Source organism: Pinirhizobacter sp. (assembly GCF_036499745.1).
Lineage (GTDB): Bacteria > Pseudomonadota > Gammaproteobacteria > Xanthomonadales > Rhodanobacteraceae > Pinirhizobacter.
On record NZ_DASYDG010000057.1, the window covers coordinates 1 to 17,848 of the forward strand.

Here is a 17,848-nt window from a genome sequence, read left to right on the forward strand (position 1 = left end):
CACGCCCACGCTTGCGATGTGGTTAGCCACGGCGCCTTCGATGTCGAAGCTGCGGTCGCCGACCATCACGGTGGATTCGCGCGGGCTGGCGAAGTCCTCGATGGCGGCTGCGATCATGCTGGCCTTCTGGCTGTGCGCACTTTCAGGTCCCGGCGCATAGATCCGCTCGAACAGGTGCCCGAAGGGCAGATCGGCGATGATCCGCTCGGCATGGTTGCGGGTCTTGCTGGTCACCACCGCCAGGCGGTCGCCGCGGCCATGGATGGCGGCCAGGGCCTCGGGAATGCCTTCATAGACGCGCCGCTGCTGCCAGCCGTTCTCGGCGAAATATACGTGGTAATGCTTCACCGCCTGCTCGACTCTTTCAGAATCGAGTAGTGCGCCGAAGTTCTGGCGAAGCGGCGGGCCGATCCACGCCCGCAGCGCGCGTTCGTCTGGCACGGCAGTATCGAGCTGGCCCAGCGCGTAACGAATGCCACCGAAAATGCCGGGCTCCGAATCGATCAACGTGCCGTCGAGGTCGAACAGGCAAAGTGTCACTTGCCGGCCCGGGCTTTCAACGCCGCCACCGCGGGTAATTCCTTGCCTTCGAGGAATTCAAGGAAGGCGCCGCCGCCGGTGGAAATATAGGAAATATCTTTCTCGATGCCGTACTTGTCCACCGCCGCCAGCGTGTCGCCGCCACCGGCGATGGAGAACGCTTTCGACGCGGCAATGGCACGGGCCAGGGTTTCGGTGCCCTTGCCGAAGGCATCGAACTCGAACACGCCTACCGGGCCATTCCACACGACGGTGCCCGCTTTCGCGATGAGCTGTGCGTAGCTATCGGCGGTCTCCGGCCCGATGTCCAGGATCAGTTCGTCATCCTCCACCTGGTCCACGCCCTTCACCCGCGGCGTGGCATCGGCGGAGAACTTGTCGGCCACCACCACATCGGTGGGAATGGGTACTTCGGCGCCGCGCGCCTTGGCGTCGGCCATCACCTTCTTTGCGGCATCCAGAAGGTCGGCCTCGTAAAGCGACTTGCCGACCTTGTAGCCGGCCGCGGCAATGAACGTATTGGCAATACCGCCGCCGACGATCAACTGGTCGATCTTGCCAGCGAGGTTCTCCAGCAGGGTGAGCTTGGTGGATACCTTCGAGCCTGCCACGATCGCCAGCAGTGGCCGTGCCGGAGCCTCCAGGGCCTTGCCCAGCGCGTCGAGCTCGGCCGACAGCAGCGGGCCTGCCGCCGCCACCGGGGCGAAGCGGATCACGCCATGGGTGGATGCCTGGGCGCGGTGCGCTGTGCCGAAAGCGTCCATCACGAACACATCGCACAGCGCCGCATATTTGCGCGACAGTGCCTCGTCGTCGGCGCCTTCGCCCACATTCATCCGGCAGTTCTCCAGCACCACCACCTCGCCTTCGGCCACGTCCACGCCGTCGAGATAGTCGCGCACCAGCCGTACCTTGCCGCCCAGCTGGGCACCAAGCCACTCGGCCACGGGGGCAAGTGAGGATTCAGGGTCGAATTCACCCTCCTTGGGCCGGCCCAGGTGCGAGAGCACCATCACGCGGGCGCCGGCGTCTTTCGCGGCACGGATGGTGGGCAGGGAAGCATCCAGGCGCTGGGTGGAGGTAATCCTGCCGTCCTTCACCGGCACATTGAGGTCTTCGCGGATCAATACCCGCTTGCCGTGGAGGTCGAGGTCGCTCATGCGGGTGACGGACATCTTCGAAGCTCCAGCGGTCGGGGAAAACAGCTATTGTCTGGACCCGCCGACCGCAACGCAAATGTCCATGAATCCTTCACCCATCCTGTACAGCTATTGGCGGTCCTCCGCGGCCTATCGCGTGCGCATCGCCCTGAACCTCAAGGGCATTGCCTACGAGACACGCACGGTGCACCTGGTGGCCAATGGTGGCGAGCATCACTCCGAAGCCTACCGGGCGTTGAACCCACTGGAGCTGCTGCCGACGCTGATCGACGGCACGGCAGTGCTTACCCAGTCGCTGGCGATCATGGAATACCTTGAGGAAACGCGACCGGAAGTGCCCTTGTTGCCTGCCGATCCACTGGGGCGGGCCCGCGTGCGTGCCCTGGCCCAGGCGGTGGCCGTGGATACGCATCCGCTGGCGAACCTCAGGGTGCTCAACGCGCTGGGTACACAGTTCGGTGCCACCCAGGAGCAACGGATGGCCTGGACACGGCACTGGATCACCGTCTGCTTTGATGCGCTGGAAACCATGCTGGCCGGGCAGGGTGGGCGTTTCTGCCATGGGGCGCTGCCTGGCATGGCCGACGCTTGCCTGGTGCCGCAGGTGTATAACGCCCACCGCTGGAATGTACCGATGGAGCCTTATCCCACCATCGCCCGCATCCACGCCCAGTGCGCCACGCTCGATGCGTTCGCCCGGGCCGCGCCCGAGGCGCAGCCTGATTACACGCCGATGCCGTAGGGGTCGCTGGAGGCGAACTCGTTGCCTGTGGCGCCTTCGGACAGGCGGATCTTCAGTGCCAGGCCATCGCGGGAATCGGCCTTGTTGAGGGCTTCTTCCAGTTCGATCTGGCCCTCGCGGTACAGGCGGTAGAGGGACTGGTCGAAGGTCTGCATGCCTTCCTGCAGCGAACGGTCCATCGCTTCCTTTACCTCGTGGATCTGGCCGCGGCGAATCATGTCGCGGATCAACGGGGTGTTCAGCAGCACTTCGGTGGCCGGCAGGCGGCGGTTGTCCTTACCCAGCACCAGGCGCTGACTGATCACCGCGCGCAGATTCAACGACAGGTTCATCAGCACGTTCTTGTGGGCTGATTCGGGGAAGAAGTTCAGGATGCGCTCGAGGGTCTGGTCGGCGTTGTTCGAATGGAGCGTTGCCAGGCACAGGTGGCCGGTTTCCGAGAAGGAAATGGCCGCTTCCATGGTTTCGGTGTCGCGGATTTCGCCGATCATGATCACGTCCGGCGCTTCGCGCATCGCGTTCTTCAGCGCTTCGTGGTAACTGTGGGTATCCAGGCCCACTTCGCGCTGGTTCACGATCGACCGTTTGTGGCGGTGCAGGTATTCGATGGGGTCTTCGACGGTAAGGATATGCCCCGAGCTGTTCTGGTTGCGGTGGTCGAGCATGGCCGCAAGGGTGGTGGACTTGCCTGAGCCTGTAGCGCCCACCACCAGGATAAGCCCGCGGGGCTCCATGATCAGGTCGCTGAAGATCCCCGGTAGCCGCAGTTCGTGAACGCTGGGGATGTCATTCTTGATGGCGCGGATGACCATGCCCAGCTCGCCGCGCTGCTTGAACACGTTGATGCGGAACCGGCCGGCTTCCTTCACGGCCAGGGCCATGTTCAGTTCCAGGTCGCGCTCGAACTGGGGAACCTGGCCTTCGTCCATGAGGGAATAGGCGATTTTCTTCACCATGCCGCTGGGCAGGCCGGTATTACCCAGGGGATAGAGCTTGCCTTCCACCTTGATGTTTACCGGGGCGCCCGTGGTCAGGAACATGTCCGACGCGCCCTTGTCTACCATCAGCTTCAGGAAATACCCAATATCCACGCCTTGCCCCTGTATTTCATTGCATTCGATGTTTAGGCCTGCCCACAATATCGACCATACCGCGCAGAACTGTAAGAGGAACGAGTGATGGTCCACATCTTTTTGCCGAAGCTAAGAAGCAACTGGCTTCGGTTACCTGGTTTGCCCGCCGTGGTGCTCGCCGTCGCGCTGCTGCATGGCTGTGCCAGCGTGCCGCCGCCGGACAGCCAGATGAACCAGGCGCAAAGCCAGCTGCGTACGGCCCGGGACGCAGGCGCTGCCGATTATGCGCCCGTGGACCTTGGCTTCGCCCAGGACAAGTTCCAGCAGGCGTCCGGCGCCATGGCCAGCCGCAAGTATGACCTGGCCGCCCAGCTGGCCGATGAGTCCCGCGCTGATGCGGAAGTGGCCACCATGAAGGCCCGCCTGGGCGCCGCCCGGTCGCAGATTTCGCAGAAGTCCACGGAAAACGGCAGGCTTCGCTCCGAGCTGACGCAAGCCCAGGCCGATGCCGAGAACCAGGCCCAGCAATCGGTGGCGCCGCCGCCTTCCAATGTCCAGGAGACCGAGATGACCTTGCCGTCCCCGGCGGAGAGCACCGTCCCGCCCGCGGGTGACGACAGCCAGGGAGGCCAGCAATGAACCGCTTCACCAAGCTTGCCGCAGGCATCGCGCTGGCCTTCACGGCGACGCTTGCCGTTGCCGCCAAGGACGACCTCGATGCCCAGCGCCTGTCCAACAGCCTGGACCAGCTGGCCAACGACCCCACCCTGGGTGGTTACGCCCAGGGCGAGCAGGCCCGCGCCCGTGATGCCATCAACCGCTTGTATGGCCTGAAGTCCAAAGAGCGCGCCCATGCGCTCTACATCGCCGAGCGCCGGGTAGACGTAGCCCGGGCTGCCGCGCAATTGCAGGACGCCCAGAGCCGCATCGCCAAACTCGATCGCGAGCACGACCAGATCCTGCTCGATACCAGCCGCCTGGAGGTCGAGAACGCTCGCCGCGAACTCGACCGCCAACGCCAGCAGGCCCAGGCCGTGGCGGCGGAGAACGCCCGCCTGCAACAGGAAGGCATGGATTCAGCCCAGGCAGCTGAACAGGCCCGCGCCGAAGCCGACCAGTCGCGCCGGCTCGCCGAGGCCCAGGCCAAGGTGGCGAACGCTGCCAAGCGCCAGGCCGCGGCCGCCACCGCGGCGGCACGAGCCCTGCGTGATTCCGGCGACAGCGGTTCGGCCACGCCACCAAAAAAAGGCGGTCAGTGAGCTAACTGCGACTTCCGTCCCAACTTGGCGATATTGCTGGAAAAAGAGGCCCCGCGTATGCGGGGCTTCTTTTATCAAGTGTTTGAAATATAAAGGAATTAATGGGGGTTTAATACCTTCCATGACAGCTTGCACGACCGTTTCACGCGGAGTAGCTTCGGTTCTCCGGGGGGTGCAATGTCCCTCGGGCGACCTTCCGGAAACGCTTCCCGCCATGCCGGTTCCCGGCATCGAACGGGTCGCAGGTTTCCCCACCGATGCGGCCGCATGGCCCACGTGCGCCGCGTCAACAGATGCAGGAGTCGACCATGTTCGAAAACCAGCAGCGTGACGATGTCGAGGCATTCATGAGGAGCGACGTGGAATTCCGTCGCCTCTACCAACACCACCAGGAACTGGACAGCAAGGTTCACGACGCCGAGATTGGTGTCCTTCCCATCGGCGATGCCACCTTGACTGGCATGAAACTCGAGAAACTCAAGGCAAAATCACGCTTGCTTAGGATGTGGGACAAGCGCTACGCATAGGTAAGTCAAGCCCCACCGGCAATAGGTTCTACCCCTTAAGACGGGCGCCTCTATGGCGCCCGTTTTGTTGCGCGAAGGACGGTCGTGCACGACCCTCGGTTATCATGGCGCGTCACTACCGGCTCGTGTGCCGCGCGTCAGGCAGGGGCCGCGCGTGGGCAGGGGCGAATGGAGCAGCAATGAGCGTCTACGGCACCGTCCTCGACCTGATCGGTCGCACCCCGATGGTGCGCGCGCAACACCTTGATACCGGCAAGGCCGAGTTGTTCTTCAAGATGGAGAGCATGAACCCCGGTGGTTCAATCAAGGACCGCATCGGCCTGTCGATGATCGAGGGCGCCGAGCGCGCCGGTCGCATCAAGCCTGGCGACACGCTGGTGGAAGGCACGGCCGGCAATACCGGTTTGGGCCTGGCCCTGGTGGCACAGCAGAAGGGCTATCGCCTGGTGCTGGTGGTGCCGGACAAGATGAGCCGCGAGAAGATCTTCAACCTCAAGGCCATGGGCGCCGAAGTGGTGCTCACCCGTTCGGATGTGGCCAAGGGCCATCCGGAGTACTACCAGGACATGGCTGAGCGCATTGCGCGCGAAACCCCGGGCGCGTATTTCATCAACCAGTTCGGCAACCCCGACAACCCGCTGGCGCATGCCCAGACCACTGGCCCTGAGATCCTCGAACAGATGGATGGGCGCGTGGATGCCATCGTGCTCGGTTGTGGATCGTCCGGCACCATGAGCGGCCTGACAGCCTTCCTGAAAGAACACTCGCCCCATACCGATCTGATCCTGGCCGACCCCGTGGGTTCGATCCTGGCCCAGTACATCAACGAGGGCGTGCTCTCCACCAAGTCCGGCAGCTGGATGGTCGAAGGCATCGGTGAGGATTTCCTCCCGTCCATCAGCGATTTTTCCAAGGTGGTCAAGGCCTATGCGATCAGCGACAAGGAAAGCTTCCACGCCGCGCGCGAGTTGTTGGCGAAGGAAGGCATCCTTGGAGGCTCGTCCACCGGCACCCTGCTTTCGGCCGCGCTGAAGTATTGCCGCGAGCAGACCGAACCGAAGCGAGTGGTCACCCTGGTCTGCGACACCGGCAACAAGTACCTGTCGAAGCTGTACAACGACTACTGGATGCTCGACAACGGCTTCCTGGAGCGCGAGCGCTACAACGACCTGCGTGATCTGATCCTTCGTCCCTACGCCCAGCGGGACACCGTGGTGGTGGGGCCGTCGGAGCTCCTGATCACCGCTTATAACCGCATGAAGCTGTACGACGTGTCGCAATTGCCGGTGATGGACGGCGACCGCATCGTCGGCATCCTGGACGAATCGGACGTACTGCTTCACGTGCACGTCGACGAGGCGCGTTTCCGCGACCCGGTGTCCACCGCGATGATCGAAAGCCTGACCATCCTGGATGTGAAATCCCCCATCGAAGCGTTGATGCCGGTGTTCGATCGCGGCCACGTGCCGATCGTGATGGACGGCGAGCGCTTCCTGGGGCTGATCACCCGCATCGACCTGTTGAACTACCTGCGCCGGAAAGTGAACTAGCCGGCGCCCGCTGTTAACCCAAGGACCAACGCCATGTGTGGAATAGTTGCAGCGACCGCCCAGCGTGACGTCGCCCCGCTGCTGATCGCGGGCCTGAAGGCACTGGAATACCGCGGCTACGACTCCGCAGGCCTGGCCGTGCTAGACGACGGCACGCTGCGCCGCGTCCGCGCCAAGGGCAAGGTGCGCGAAATGGAAGCGCGTTACGACGCCGACCCCACACCCGGCGGCACGGGTATCGCACACACCCGCTGGGCGACCCACGGCGTGCCCAGCGAGCACAACGCCCACCCGCATGTGGCCGGCAGCGTGTGCCTGGTGCACAACGGCATCATCGAGAACTATGCGCCACTGCGCGAGCAACTGAAGGCGCGCGGCCGCGTATTTACCTCCGACACCGATTCGGAAGTGATGGCGCATCTGATCGACGAGCGCATCGGGCAGGGCATGGACCTGCGCGAGGCGGTGCTCGCCACCGTTCGCGAACTCGAGGGCGCCTACGCGATCGCCGTGATCAGCGACAAGCATCCCGACCGCGTGGTCGGCGCGCGCCGTGGTTGCCCTCTTTTAGTGGGCGTGGGCATCGGCGAGCACCTGCTGGGCTCCGATGCACAGGCGCTGATCCAGGTGACCAAGCGCATGATGTACCTGGAAGAAGACGATGTGGTGGAAATCACCCGCGCCAGCGCCCAGGTCTATACGCTCGATGGGCAGCCGGTCGAGCGCGCCGTGCACGATAGCGAGCTCACGTCCGACGCCGTGGAGCGTGGCGAATACCGCCACTACATGCAGAAGGAAATCTTCGAGCAGCCGCGGGCGGTTACCGAGACCCTGGAAGGGCGCCTCGGACCGCACGGCGTGCTGCCGAACATCTTCGGCCTGGGCGCCGAAGAGATGCTTTCGAAGACCCGCCAGATGCATATCGTGGCTTGTGGCACCAGCTACCACGCGGGCCTGGTAGCCAAGTACTGGATCGAAGAGCTGGCGCGCATTCCCGTGAGCGTCGAGGTGGCCAGTGAATACCGCTATCGCGAGGCCGTGGTGCCGCCCGATAGCCTGTTCGTGGCCATTTCGCAGTCGGGTGAAACCGCCGATACGCTTGCTGCCCTGCGCGAAACAAAGCGCCGTGGATACCTGGGCACGCTAGGCATATGCAACGTGCCCGAATCCTCGCTGGTGCGCGAGGCCGACCTCAAGCTCATGACCCGCGCCGGCCCCGAGATCGGCGTGGCTTCCACCAAGGCCTTCACCACCCAGCTGGCGGGGCTTGCCCTGCTGGCGCTGGAACTCGGACGCCAGCGTGGCCTGGACGGCGCGCTTTACCTGAAGCGCTGTGCCGAACTACAGACCTTGCCGCGTTACATCGAACAGGCACTTTCACTGGAGCCGGCCATCGTTGAACTGGCAGCGCAGTTCGTCAGCCGCCAGCACGCGCTGTTCCTGGGACGGGGCGAGCACTATCCGGTGGCGCTGGAAGGCTCACTGAAGCTGAAGGAGATTTCGTACATCCACGCCGAGGCCTATCCGGCCGGTGAACTCAAGCATGGCCCACTGGCGCTGGTGGATGAGAACATGCCGGTGATCGCGGTGGCGCCGAACGGACCCTTGCTTGAGAAGCTGAAATCCAACCTGCAGGAAGTGCGGGCGCGTGGTGGCACGCTGGTGGTGTTTGCCGACCAGGCAGCGGTGATGGATGAGAACTTTGAGCAGGACACCACGCTTCGGCTGGACAGTGGCGGTGATTTCATTGCACCGGCCGTGTTTACCATTCCATTGCAGTTGCTTGCGTATCACGTGGCAGTGCTGCGGGGAACGGATGTCGATCAGCCGCGGAACCTGGCGAAGTCGGTGACGGTGGAATGAGGTGGTTTGCCTGGATTTTGCTCGCCGTTGGAAGATCCAGCAGGCGACGATGGGATCGGGCGCACTGAACATCCAAGTGGCAGTCGGCTAAACTCCTCCCGTTGCAGGGGGAGTCCATGGACGAACGTGCTTATCGAATTTTTTGGCTGGCCATCCTGACGGTGTGCGCAGCGATGTTCGCTGCCTATCTGGGCCTGACGCCTCTTGGGCACTGGCAAGTGGATGAATACCAGACTATCCGCGCCGTGGGTGACGGCGGGGCGGGATTTCTTTTCCAACGTGTCATGGGGTGGAGCCCAAGACCCATGTCGGAGGCGTTCGTCTACGGCTATGCCCTTCTTGTCGAAGCGCGTCACCAGCCCATGGTTGCAACCGTACTGGTGTCCTGTTGGTCGCTACTTGCCATCGGTGTCCTTGTCTTGCCACTTCGTCGAGGTGGTGTCAGATCCTGGCTCCCGGTGTCTGCAGCGCTTCTTGTCTTGTTCTTCCTCGGGCACCCGGTGTCGGAAATGTTCTATTGGCCGATGGCCACGCTTGCTTACGTGCCAACCCTGGCGGCCATTGCGCTGCTGCTTGGGATCACCCAGTGCCTTGAGACATCGACGGTTGCAACCTGGGTACTCACTTCTGTGGCGTTGACTGTGGCCGCGGCAAGCACCGAAGTAGGCGCGATGTTCGTTGTGGGGTTCGTTGTACTGCTGGGAATGGGGTGGCTGCCGGGCGCCACGTCATATCGCCGAGCACGCATCATCGCGCTGTTGCCGCCGACACTCATGGCCGCCTGGGTGCTTCGACAGCTCGTGGTCGTTCGCGCTGGACAGGATGCCGAGGTATTCGGTAATGCCGCCATTGCCCATCACGCCTTCGTCGCGTTCAAGGCTATGGTTCCGCAGGCTGGACGTGAGTGGCTCACGCTCGACCCGTCGCGGGCCACCGATAAGCAGCTGACACTGGGGCTCATCGTCAAGGCATTGTTCGCGCTGGGCGTATATGGTCTAGCTACTCATCGCCACGATGCTGTTGCGCAACGCATGCGATTGTCCCTGGCCTTGTCCGCCCTGGCGCTCGTGCCGGCGACGATTTTTACCGCCTACTATCAATTCGGCTCGCTTTGTTGCGAGCGCCATGCGACGTTTCGCCAGTGTATGGTTTATGTAGGGATCGCAGCCGCGGCCTCATGGCTGGCCAACTGGAAACATCGTCAAAAGGGCGTGGCCGAAAACGACCAGCGCATCTCGATGCCAGCAGGGAAACAGGCGTGGTTTGCCCTGGCTAGCCTTCTGGTAGCAGTGCTGGTGGCCGCTTCGAGCAGCGTACCCAGAATCCGCCACGACTACCTCGCATATGATCGCATCGCTGCTGCACGCCAGGCCACGTGGGACTCCGGCGTGGCGAACGGACGCTCCGGAGTGTTCACGCGAGTTGTATCGGGCCGCATTGTCGGAAACGACCCCAAGCTCCCGCAGGGTGCTGTGCGGGTTGGCGACGACAAGAATGCCGATGCCATCCTTGCGTATTTTGGCAAGGACAGCCTCGTGGTAGCTGATGAGCAGATACCCGCTGGCGGGGAATCACCCCGCTAGCGGGAAGGGTTCACGCTTCGATCAGTCCGCGCAGTTCTTCCGTGCGCCGTTCGAGCACCGGCAGGTTGCCGCGGGTTTCCACGTTCAGGCGCAGCAGCGGCTCGGTGTTGGACGAGCGGATGTTGAAGCGCCAGTCGGCGAATTCCATCGATACGCCGTCTGTGCGGTCTACACGGGGCTTATCGTCGGCGAAGTGCTGTTCGATCTTCGCCACGATGGCATTGGCGTCGGACACCTTGAAGTTGATTTCCCCGCTGCACGGGAATGTCTTCATGCGCTCGGCCAGCATCGATTCCAGCGACGTGCCCAGCTTGCACACACGCTCGGCCACCAGCAGCCAGGGGATCATGCCCGAGTCGCAATAGGCGAAGTCGCGGAAGTAGTGATGGGCGCTCATCTCGCCGCCATAGACGGCGTCCTCCTTGCGCATGCGTTCCTTGATGAAGGCATGGCCGGTCTTGCTTTCGATCGCGCTGCCGCCGGCCTCCTGGACCATCTCGATGGTGTTCCAGGTCAAGCGCGGGTCGTGGATCACCTTGCCGCCTGGGTGTTTCTCCACCAGCTGGGCGCCGAGCAGGCCCACGATGTAATAGCCTTCGATGAAGCTGCCACGTGCATCGAACAGGAAGCAACGGTCGAAGTCACCATCCCAGCCGATACCAAAATCAGCGCCTGATTCGATCACCGCTTTCGCGGTGGCGTCGCGGTTCTCGATCAGCAGGGGGTTGGGAATGCCGTTGGGAAACGTGCCGTCCGGCTCGTGGTTCACGCGCACGAACTCGAAGGGCAGGTGAGGGGCTAGCAGGTCGATAATGGCACCAGCGCCACCATTGCCGGCGTTGACCACGATCTTCAACGGCTTGAGCGCCTTGCGGTCGACGTAGGTCAGGAGGTGCTGGATATAGGCCGATTTGTCGTGGTCGCTTGTAAGGCCGCCGCGCGGCTTCGCATCGCCGAAATCGTTGGCTTCGACCAGCTTCTCGATGTCCTTCAGACCTGTGTCGCCGCTGATCGGCTTGGCACCGTCGCGCACCAGCTTCATGCCGTTGTAGTCGATAGGGTTGTGGCTGGCGGTGACCATGATGCCGCCGATGCTGCCGCGGTGGGCTGTCTGGAAGTAGACCTCCTCGGTGCCACCCAGGCCGATGTCCACCACATCGCAGCCTTCGTCACGCAGGCCGTTGCTCACCGCTTCGGCAAGTTTGGGGCTGTCCAGGCGGATGTCGTAACCCACCACCACGCTGCCGGTGCCGACGGTGCGCGCGAAGGCGCGGCCGATGCGGTAGGCGATATCGGGATTCAGCTGGTCGGGGATGCGGCCGCGGATGTCGTAGGCTTTGAAACAGTCCATCACTTGCTCCGTCGAGTCATGTCTTCGCGCTGATATAGCACGGTGCGCCTAAATCAAACGTGTTTTGCCTCGCAAAGCTCGTTCATCACCTGCGTAAGACCCACCGTCCAGTCAGGTAAGGGAAAGGCGAATGCATGTTGGAATTTGCGGTTGTCCAGCACCGAATAGGCCGGGCGTCGCGCTGGTGTGGGGAAGTCCGAGGTGGCGATGGGCACGACGAGCGGGCGTCGCGCCAGCAATCCGGTGGAGGTCGCGCGATCGACGATGGCCTGGGCGAAGCCGTGCCAAGACGTCTGTCCCGAGGCGACCACGTGATAGGTACCTTCCAGCACCTGTCGTTCGCGGGGTAATGCGGTCAACCATGCCGCTATGGCAGCGCGCGTGGCATCGGCAATCAACGCTACGGAGGTTGGCGCGCCGACCTGGTCGGCAACCACGCGCAGTTCGTCTCGGTCGGCTGCAAGGCGCAGCATCGTCAACAGGAAATTCTTCCCCCAGGGGGCATACACCCATGCCGTGCGAAATAGCAGGTAATGGGCACCAGAGGTTGCCAGGAGTGCCTCACCTTCGAGCTTGCTTCGGCCGTACGCCCCTGCGGGACCGGTGGGTGCATCTTCGGGATAGGGTTCGCTGGCGCGGCCGTCGAAAATGTAGTCGGTGGAAAAGTGCACCAGCAGCGCGCCATGCTGGCCTGCCCACGCGGCGATATCGCCGACGGCTTGCGCGTTGATCGCCGATGCCGTGGCTTCGTCCGACTCCGCTGCGTCGACCGCCGTATAGGCCGCCGCATTGACGATGATGTCCGGTCGCACTCGTTCAAGCAGATCCAGGACACTATCGGGTGCGGCCAGGTCAGCCGTTGCCAGGTGCGCGTCGGATACACCCTCTACCTGACGGCCGTCGCGTGTGGCTGCTGTTATCTCGCCGAGGTCGGTTAGCGCGGCGCAAAGCTGGCGCCCAAGTTGACCGCCCGCACCCAGGACGAGAATTTTCATCCCTGGAAAATGGGCAGTCGTTCAGGATGCACGTCGGCCAGCAGCGGCGCGCGCGTGTCCTTTTCGGACAGCAGCGGTTCGCTGACCGGCCAGTCGATGCCGAAGGTTGCGTCATCGAAGCGGATCGCCGCATCGGCGGCGGGGTCATAGACCTCAGTGCAGTGGTAGCTGAAGATCGCCTCGTCCGAGACCACCGCAAAACCGTGGGCGAAACCTTCGGGTATCCACATTTGCCGATGGTTCTCGGCAGTGAGCATGGCCGACACCCAGCGCCCGAAGGTTGGCGAGCCCTGGCGGATATCCACGGCTACATCGTAGACCTCGCCCACTAGCACGCTCACCAACTTGCCCTGCGGACGAGGCCACTGATAGTGCAGACCGCGCAATACGCCGCGTGCGGAACGCGACACGTTGGACTGGCGAAGGTCGACATCGATACCTGCCTCGACGAAGCGTGGCTGGTGGTAGCTTTCATAGAACCAGCCGCGGCTGTCACCGAACACCTTTGGCTCGAGGATCACCACGCCCGGCAGGGCGGTCTGGATGACATTCAACGCACGACTCCCTGGTCGATCAGGCGGAGCAGGTACTGGCCGTAGCCCGTTTTTTCCAGCGGACGTGCCAGCTCGCGCAGTTGCGTGGTGTCAATCCAGCCGTGCAGAAAGGCGATTTCCTCCGGGCAGCACACCTTCAAGCCCTGCCGGTTTTCGATGGTCTCGATATAGTTCGATGCTTCGATCAGCGACTCGTGGGTACCGGTATCCAGCCACGCATAGCCTCGCCCCAGTTGTTCCAGATGCAGGCTGCCTTCGTCGAGGTAGCAACGATTAAGGTCGGTAATCTCCAGCTCGCCACGCACGGAAGGCTTGAGCTTCGATGCGAACTCGCTGGCGCGGCCGTCGTAGAAATATAGGCCAGTAACGGCGTAGTTCGACTTTGGCTGGGCGGGTTTTTCTTCGATGTCCACGACCTTGCCGTTGGCATCGAACTCGGCCACCCCGTAGCGTTCGGGATCGCGCACCCAGTAGCCGAAGACGGTGGCACCCCGTTCGCGAGTGGCCGCACGGGCCATGCGATCGGTCAGGCCCACGCCGTAGAAGATGTTGTCGCCCAACACCAGGCAGCTCGGGTCCCCATCGACGAACGATTCGCCGATCAGGAACGCCTGGGCCAGGCCATCCGGGCTCGGTTGCACCGCATACTCGATGCGGATGCCCCACTGCGAGCCGTCGCCCAACAGTCGCTGGAACAACGCCTGCTCGTGCGGCGTATTGATCACCAGTATGTCGCGGATACCGGCAAGCATCAGCGTGGCCAGCGGGTAGTAGATCATCGGTTTGTCGTAGATCGGCAGTAGCTGCTTGCTGATCGCCTTGGTGATCGGGTACAGGCGGGTGCCGGAGCCGCCGGCCAGGATGATGCCCTTGGTAGTCATGCGCCCAATCGCTCCATGCGGTAGCTGCCATCCAATACGCGGGAAGTCCAGGCCTGATGGGCCAGGTACCAGTCAACCGTGGCGGCGATACCCTGTTCGAAAGTGAGGGAGGGTGTCCAGCCAAGCTCGTCGCGCAACTTGCCGGCGTCGATCGCGTAGCGGCGGTCGTGGCCTGGACGGTCGCGGACGAAGGTGATCAGGGATTCGTGGGCCCGGCCATCGGCCAATGGGCGGCGAGCGTCCAGCAGTGAGCAGATGGCCTTGACCACGTCGATGTTGGCGCGCTCGGCGTTGCCGCCTACGTTATAGGTTTCGCCAATGCGGCCTGCCTCCAGCACCCGGCTGATAGCCGAGCAGTGGTCACCCACGTACAACCAGTCGCGCACGTTCAGGCCATCGCCATACACAGGCAGTGGTTCACCTTCCATTGCCTTCTGGATCACCAGTGGGATCAATTTTTCGGGGAACTGGTAGGGGCCGTAGTTGTTCGAGCAATGGGTGGTGAGGACGGGCAAGCCGTAGGTGTGGTGGAAAGCCCGCACCAGATGGTCGGAAGCAGCCTTGGAGGCGGAGTAGGGCGAATTCGGCGCGTAAGGAGTGGTTTCGGTGAATTTACCCTCGCTTCCGAGCGAGCCGTAGACCTCGTCGGTGGACACATGCAGGAAGCGGAAGTCGGCCGAGTTTGCGAGGGTGTCGCGCCAGTAGTCGCGCGCGCATTCAAGCAGGCCAAGGGTGCCAACCACGTTGGTTTCAATAAAGGCTGCAGGGCCGTCGATGGAACGGTCGACGTGGGATTCGGCGGCGAAATTCACCACCGCGTCCGGCCGGTGGGTGACCAGTAGCCCCGCGACAAGATCGCGGTCGCCAATATCGCCGTGGACGAAGACGTGGTGTGGGCTATTCGAGAGAGTCTCAAGCGTATCGAGATTGCCCGCGTAGGTCAGTTTGTCGAGGTTGACCACCCGATGGCCGGCGGCCACGGCGGCAAGCACGAAGTTAGCCCCGATAAAGCCGGCTCCGCCGGTAACGAGAAGGGTTTTCATCAGGCTCCCGGGCCCTTGCCAAGACACCCATTGTGTCATGGGTAAGTGCCTGTTTGAGGCCCTGGGAAGCTGAACGAGCATCGATGTGACGCAGATATTTCGCGGTATCATGCGCGGTCGCAACCCAAGCCCAAGTCGAGCCCCCATGGCCAAGAAGAAGTCCGCCGCCCGTCCCCTCGGACTGGGCACCCGCGCCATCCACGCCGGTCAGTCGCCCGACCCGAGCACCGGCGCCATCATGACGCCGATCTACGCGACTTCGACCTATGTCCAGTCCAGCCCGGGCAAGCACCAGGGCTATGAATATTCCCGTACCCAGAACCCCACCCGCATGGCCTATGAGCGCTGCGTGGCCGCCCTGGAAGGCGGTGCGGCGGGGTTCGCCTTCGGCTCGGGCCTGGGCGCGGCCTCCACGGTATTGGACTTGCTGGATACCGGCAGCCACGTGATTGCCATGGACGACCTCTATGGCGGCACCTACCGTCTGTTCGAGCGTGTTCGCCGCCGGTCCGCCGGCCTGGACTTCACCTTCCTGGATTTGAACGACCTGTCGGCTGTGAAAGCTGCCATTCGTCCCGAGACCCGGATGATCTGGGCCGAGACCCCCACCAACCCGATGCTCAAGCTGGTGGACCTGGCCAAGCTGGGCGCCTTCGCCCGCAAGCACGGGTTGATCCTGGTAGTGGACAACACCTTCTGCTCGCCCATGCTGCAGCGCCCGCTGGAAACCGGAGCGCACCTGGTGCTGCATTCGGCCACCAAGTATCTGAACGGCCATTCGGACATGGTCGGCGGCATCGTGGTGGCTGGGGACGCCGAGATGGCCGAGCGCATGGGCTTCGTGCAGAACTCCGTGGGTGCGATCGCCGGACCTTTCGACAGTTTCCTGGCTATGCGCGGCCTGAAGACGCTTCACCTGCGCATGCGTGCTCATTGTGAAAGCGCGATGGAACTGGCCAAGTGGCTGGAGAAGCACCCTGCCGTTGAGCGCGTGATCTACCCCGGGCTGAAATCGCACCCGCAGCATGGCCTGGCCAAGCGTCAGATGGACGGTTTCGGCGGGATCATCTCGATGGAGGTGAAGGGTGGGCTGAAGAAGGCCCGGCGAATGCTGGAGCGCTGCGAGCTGTTTGCCCTTGCCGAGTCACTCGGTGGTGTAGAGAGCCTGATCGAGCATCCAGCGATCATGACGCATGCATCGATTCCGGTGGCCAATCGGAAGCGGTTGGGGATTAGCGATAGCCTGGTGCGGTTGTCGGTGGGGGTCGAGGACATCGCCGATCTCAAGTCCGAGCTGGCCGACGCGCTGGGCGAGTGATGGCGGCCCGTCCGGCGATGGCCGAGACCCCGGGAAATGATGCCGGTCCGGACGCCCGAGGTATCGGGCTACTGAATTTTTCTGCATGGATCCGTAGCCAGGGCTGGCTGCGGTCGATGTATCGTCACCTGCCGCAGCGCTGGCGTGATGATGTTTCGCGGCGCCTGGCCAGTCGCGCGGTGGCCGCATTGAAATTCCCGCCGTCCCCGGTCCCGGCCAATGCGCCGGCCCACGCAGCGGTGTACCCGCCTGCATCGTTTGGCGCTGGCGTGAACCTCATTGGCTATTTTCGCGGACAGTTCGGCCTCGGCGAAAATGCTCGCCTCTATACCCGTTCCCTGATGAGCGCCGGTTATCGCGTCGCCATCGTTGACCTGGACATCGATATTCCCCACGGCCTGGATGAGCGCAGCCTGGATAACCATCTGGTAACCGACCTGCCGTATCCGGTGAACCTGGTTTTCGTTAATCCTGATCACCTGGATGCGGCGCTGGAGCGACTTGGTCGTGACCGCCTTGCCGGGCATTACACAATGGCTTGCTGGTTCTGGGAGCTGGAGCGTTTTCCCGACGAGTGGCGTCCGGCTCTCGACTTGGTCGACGAAATCCTGGTGGCAACGCATTTCGTCGAAAAGGTCATGTCGTCGGCCACCGATAAGCCGGTAACGCGTGTGCCGATTCCCATCGATGAGCCCGTCGATAGCGGCCGGTCCCGCCAGGCATTTGGTATCGGTCCGGAATATACGTTTCTTACGACATTCGATTTCAATTCCTTCATCGAGCGGAAGAATCCATTCGCCGCCATCAAGGCATTCAGGCTTGCCTTCCCGGGCAACGAACCTGTGCGCCTGCTGATCAAGAGCAGCAACGGACATAGGCATCCGGAACTGCTGCGCAAGCTGCTCAATGCAGTGGCAGGCGAGCCACGTATCGTCGTGCGCGACGACGTACTGCCGCGCGGCGATGTACAGGCCCTGCAACGATGTACCGATGCTTACGTTTCATTGCATCGTTCAGAAGGTTTCGGCCTGGGCATGGCTGAGGCGATGCGTCTGGGCAAGCCCGTGATCGGCACAGCGTATTCGGGCAACCTCGACTTCATGACGCCGGACAATAGTTGCCTGGTTGACTACCACCTACGGCCGGTCGCGGAGGGGGAATATATGTATACCGAGGGTCAACACTGGGCCGAGGCCGACGTGAACCAGGCCGCTAGCTTCATGCGGCGGCTTGCCGGCGACCCGCTCTTTGGGTCGAAGTTGGGGCGCTGCGCGGCCCGGGATATCCGCGAGGGCTATGCCCCTTCCGTCAACGCGGCGTTGCTTATCGATCGTATCGAGGCCGTGGCGGTGACAAAGGGCTAGGACGGCACGGGCGGACTTATACGCGGCGATCCATCACTGATCGTC

At 62.9% G+C, this 17,848-nt stretch carries 17 protein-coding genes; 9 read left to right on the forward strand and 8 right to left on the reverse strand.

Annotated elements, in window-relative coordinates; genetic code table 11:
- A partial coding sequence (locus VGM61_RS18260; protein ID WP_331524340.1) for an HAD hydrolase-like protein occupies positions 1–540 on the reverse strand: 540 nt, incomplete at its 3' end.
- On the reverse strand, positions 537–1,715 hold the full coding sequence (locus tag VGM61_RS18265; RefSeq protein WP_331524341.1) for a phosphoglycerate kinase: 1,179 nt from the start codon (positions 1,713–1,715) through the stop codon (positions 537–539). The genes VGM61_RS18260 and VGM61_RS18265, both read right to left, overlap by 4 nt.
- Before the next feature lie 67 nt (positions 1,716–1,782).
- Between VGM61_RS18265 and maiA the strand changes: the two genes are divergently transcribed.
- Positions 1,783–2,442 carry a maleylacetoacetate isomerase gene (gene maiA, locus VGM61_RS18270; protein WP_331524342.1) on the forward strand — a complete coding sequence of 220 codons (660 nt, stop codon included), beginning with the start codon at positions 1,783–1,785 and terminating at the stop codon, positions 2,440–2,442.
- On the opposite strand, the gene VGM61_RS18275 is transcribed toward maiA, so the two are convergent.
- The gene (locus VGM61_RS18275; RefSeq protein ID WP_331524343.1) at positions 2,424–3,533 is read right to left on the reverse strand and encodes a PilT/PilU family type 4a pilus ATPase; all 1,110 of its coding nucleotides are present in this window, start codon (positions 3,531–3,533) and stop codon (positions 2,424–2,426) included. The genes maiA and VGM61_RS18275 overlap by 19 nt on opposite strands.
- Positions 3,534–3,620: 87 nt before the next feature.
- Between VGM61_RS18275 and VGM61_RS18280 the strand changes: the two genes are divergently transcribed.
- The 6 genes from VGM61_RS18280 (at position 3,621) to VGM61_RS18305 (ending at position 10,297) form a co-directional block, all read left to right on the forward strand.
- Positions 3,621–4,154, forward strand: a complete 534-nt coding sequence (locus tag VGM61_RS18280) for a DUF4398 domain-containing protein (protein WP_331524344.1) — start codon at positions 3,621–3,623, stop codon at positions 4,152–4,154.
- Positions 4,151–4,774 carry a hypothetical protein gene (locus tag VGM61_RS18285; RefSeq protein WP_331524345.1) on the forward strand — a complete coding sequence of 208 codons (624 nt, stop codon included), beginning with the start codon at positions 4,151–4,153 and terminating at the stop codon, positions 4,772–4,774. The genes VGM61_RS18280 and VGM61_RS18285 overlap by 4 nt, the downstream gene beginning before the upstream one ends.
- 308 nt (positions 4,775–5,082) lie before the next feature.
- Positions 5,083–5,301, forward strand: coding sequence for a YdcH family protein (locus VGM61_RS18290; protein WP_331524346.1), 219 nt, complete (start codon positions 5,083–5,085; stop codon positions 5,299–5,301).
- A 179-nt stretch (positions 5,302–5,480) separates the two neighbouring features.
- Positions 5,481–6,851, forward strand: coding sequence for a pyridoxal-phosphate dependent enzyme (locus VGM61_RS18295; protein WP_331524347.1), 1,371 nt, complete (start codon positions 5,481–5,483; stop codon positions 6,849–6,851).
- Positions 6,852–6,884: 33 nt separating this feature from the next.
- Complete coding sequence (glmS, locus tag VGM61_RS18300) at positions 6,885–8,714, forward strand: glutamine--fructose-6-phosphate transaminase (isomerizing) (RefSeq protein WP_331524348.1); 1,830 nt, start codon at positions 6,885–6,887, stop codon at positions 8,712–8,714.
- 116 nt (positions 8,715–8,830) lie between these two features.
- Entirely contained in the window at positions 8,831–10,297 is a 1,467-nt protein-coding gene (locus tag VGM61_RS18305; RefSeq protein WP_331524349.1) for a hypothetical protein, read from the forward strand.
- Positions 10,298–10,307: 10 nt separating this feature from the next.
- Here VGM61_RS18305 and VGM61_RS18310 read toward each other — a convergent pair whose 3' ends face one another.
- The 5 genes from VGM61_RS18310 to rfbB are packed head-to-tail and all read right to left on the reverse strand — an operon-like array spanning position 10,308 to position 15,121.
- Positions 10,308–11,648 (reverse strand): phosphomannomutase, encoded by a 1,341-nt coding sequence (locus VGM61_RS18310; protein WP_331524350.1) that lies wholly within the window; start codon positions 11,646–11,648, stop codon positions 10,308–10,310.
- 53 nt (positions 11,649–11,701) lie between these two features.
- Entirely contained in the window at positions 11,702–12,643 is a 942-nt protein-coding gene (gene rfbD, locus VGM61_RS18315) for a dTDP-4-dehydrorhamnose reductase (RefSeq protein ID WP_331524351.1), read from the reverse strand.
- Positions 12,640–13,197, reverse strand: coding sequence for a dTDP-4-dehydrorhamnose 3,5-epimerase (gene rfbC / locus VGM61_RS18320; RefSeq protein WP_331524352.1), 558 nt, complete (start codon positions 13,195–13,197; stop codon positions 12,640–12,642). The genes rfbD and rfbC overlap by 4 nt, the downstream gene beginning before the upstream one ends.
- The gene (gene rfbA, locus VGM61_RS18325) at positions 13,194–14,078 is read right to left on the reverse strand and encodes a glucose-1-phosphate thymidylyltransferase RfbA (RefSeq protein WP_331524353.1); all 885 of its coding nucleotides are present in this window, start codon (positions 14,076–14,078) and stop codon (positions 13,194–13,196) included. Before rfbA ends, rfbC begins: the two co-directional genes overlap by 4 nt.
- Positions 14,075–15,121: a dTDP-glucose 4,6-dehydratase gene (rfbB, locus tag VGM61_RS18330; protein ID WP_331524354.1), complete on the reverse strand. Its 1,047-nt coding sequence runs from the start codon at positions 15,119–15,121 to the stop codon at positions 14,075–14,077. Before rfbB ends, rfbA begins: the two co-directional genes overlap by 4 nt.
- 145 nt (positions 15,122–15,266) lie before the next feature.
- On the opposite strand from rfbB, the gene VGM61_RS18335 reads away from it, so the two are divergent.
- Entirely contained in the window at positions 15,267–16,439 is a 1,173-nt protein-coding gene (locus VGM61_RS18335) for a PLP-dependent aspartate aminotransferase family protein (protein WP_331524355.1), read from the forward strand.
- The gene (locus VGM61_RS18340; RefSeq protein ID WP_331524356.1) at positions 16,439–17,803 is read left to right on the forward strand and encodes a glycosyltransferase family 4 protein; all 1,365 of its coding nucleotides are present in this window, start codon (positions 16,439–16,441) and stop codon (positions 17,801–17,803) included. The genes VGM61_RS18335 and VGM61_RS18340 overlap by 1 nt, the downstream gene beginning before the upstream one ends.
- Positions 17,804–17,848: the final 45 nt, after the last annotated feature.

What these genes read in the sequence shown, in the direction of transcription:
- glmS (WP_331524348.1), top strand. Translation starts at nt 6,885, where the DNA reads ATGTGTGGAATAGTTGCAGCGACCGCCCAGCGTGACGTCGCCCCGCTG.
- VGM61_RS18310 (WP_331524350.1), bottom strand. Translation starts at nt 11,648, where the DNA reads ATGGACTGTTTCAAAGCCTACGACATCCGCGGCCGCATCCCCGACCAG.
- VGM61_RS18280 (WP_331524344.1), top strand. Translation starts at nt 3,621, where the DNA reads ATGGTCCACATCTTTTTGCCGAAGCTAAGAAGCAACTGGCTTCGGTTA.
- rfbA (WP_331524353.1), bottom strand. Translation starts at nt 14,078, where the DNA reads ATGACTACCAAGGGCATCATCCTGGCCGGCGGCTCCGGCACCCGCCTG.
- VGM61_RS18290 (WP_331524346.1), top strand. Translation starts at nt 5,083, where the DNA reads ATGTTCGAAAACCAGCAGCGTGACGATGTCGAGGCATTCATGAGGAGC.
- VGM61_RS18285 (WP_331524345.1), top strand. Translation starts at nt 4,151, where the DNA reads ATGAACCGCTTCACCAAGCTTGCCGCAGGCATCGCGCTGGCCTTCACG.
- rfbB (WP_331524354.1), bottom strand. Translation starts at nt 15,121, where the DNA reads ATGAAAACCCTTCTCGTTACCGGCGGAGCCGGCTTTATCGGGGCTAAC.
- VGM61_RS18265 (WP_331524341.1), bottom strand. Translation starts at nt 1,715, where the DNA reads ATGTCCGTCACCCGCATGAGCGACCTCGACCTCCACGGCAAGCGGGTA.
- VGM61_RS18340 (WP_331524356.1), top strand. Translation starts at nt 16,439, where the DNA reads ATGGCGGCCCGTCCGGCGATGGCCGAGACCCCGGGAAATGATGCCGGT.
- maiA (WP_331524342.1), top strand. Translation starts at nt 1,783, where the DNA reads ATGAATCCTTCACCCATCCTGTACAGCTATTGGCGGTCCTCCGCGGCC.
- VGM61_RS18335 (WP_331524355.1), top strand. Translation starts at nt 15,267, where the DNA reads ATGGCCAAGAAGAAGTCCGCCGCCCGTCCCCTCGGACTGGGCACCCGC.
- VGM61_RS18305 (WP_331524349.1), top strand. Translation starts at nt 8,831, where the DNA reads ATGGACGAACGTGCTTATCGAATTTTTTGGCTGGCCATCCTGACGGTG.
- VGM61_RS18295 (WP_331524347.1), top strand. Translation starts at nt 5,481, where the DNA reads ATGAGCGTCTACGGCACCGTCCTCGACCTGATCGGTCGCACCCCGATG.
- rfbD (WP_331524351.1), bottom strand. Translation starts at nt 12,643, where the DNA reads ATGAAAATTCTCGTCCTGGGTGCGGGCGGTCAACTTGGGCGCCAGCTT.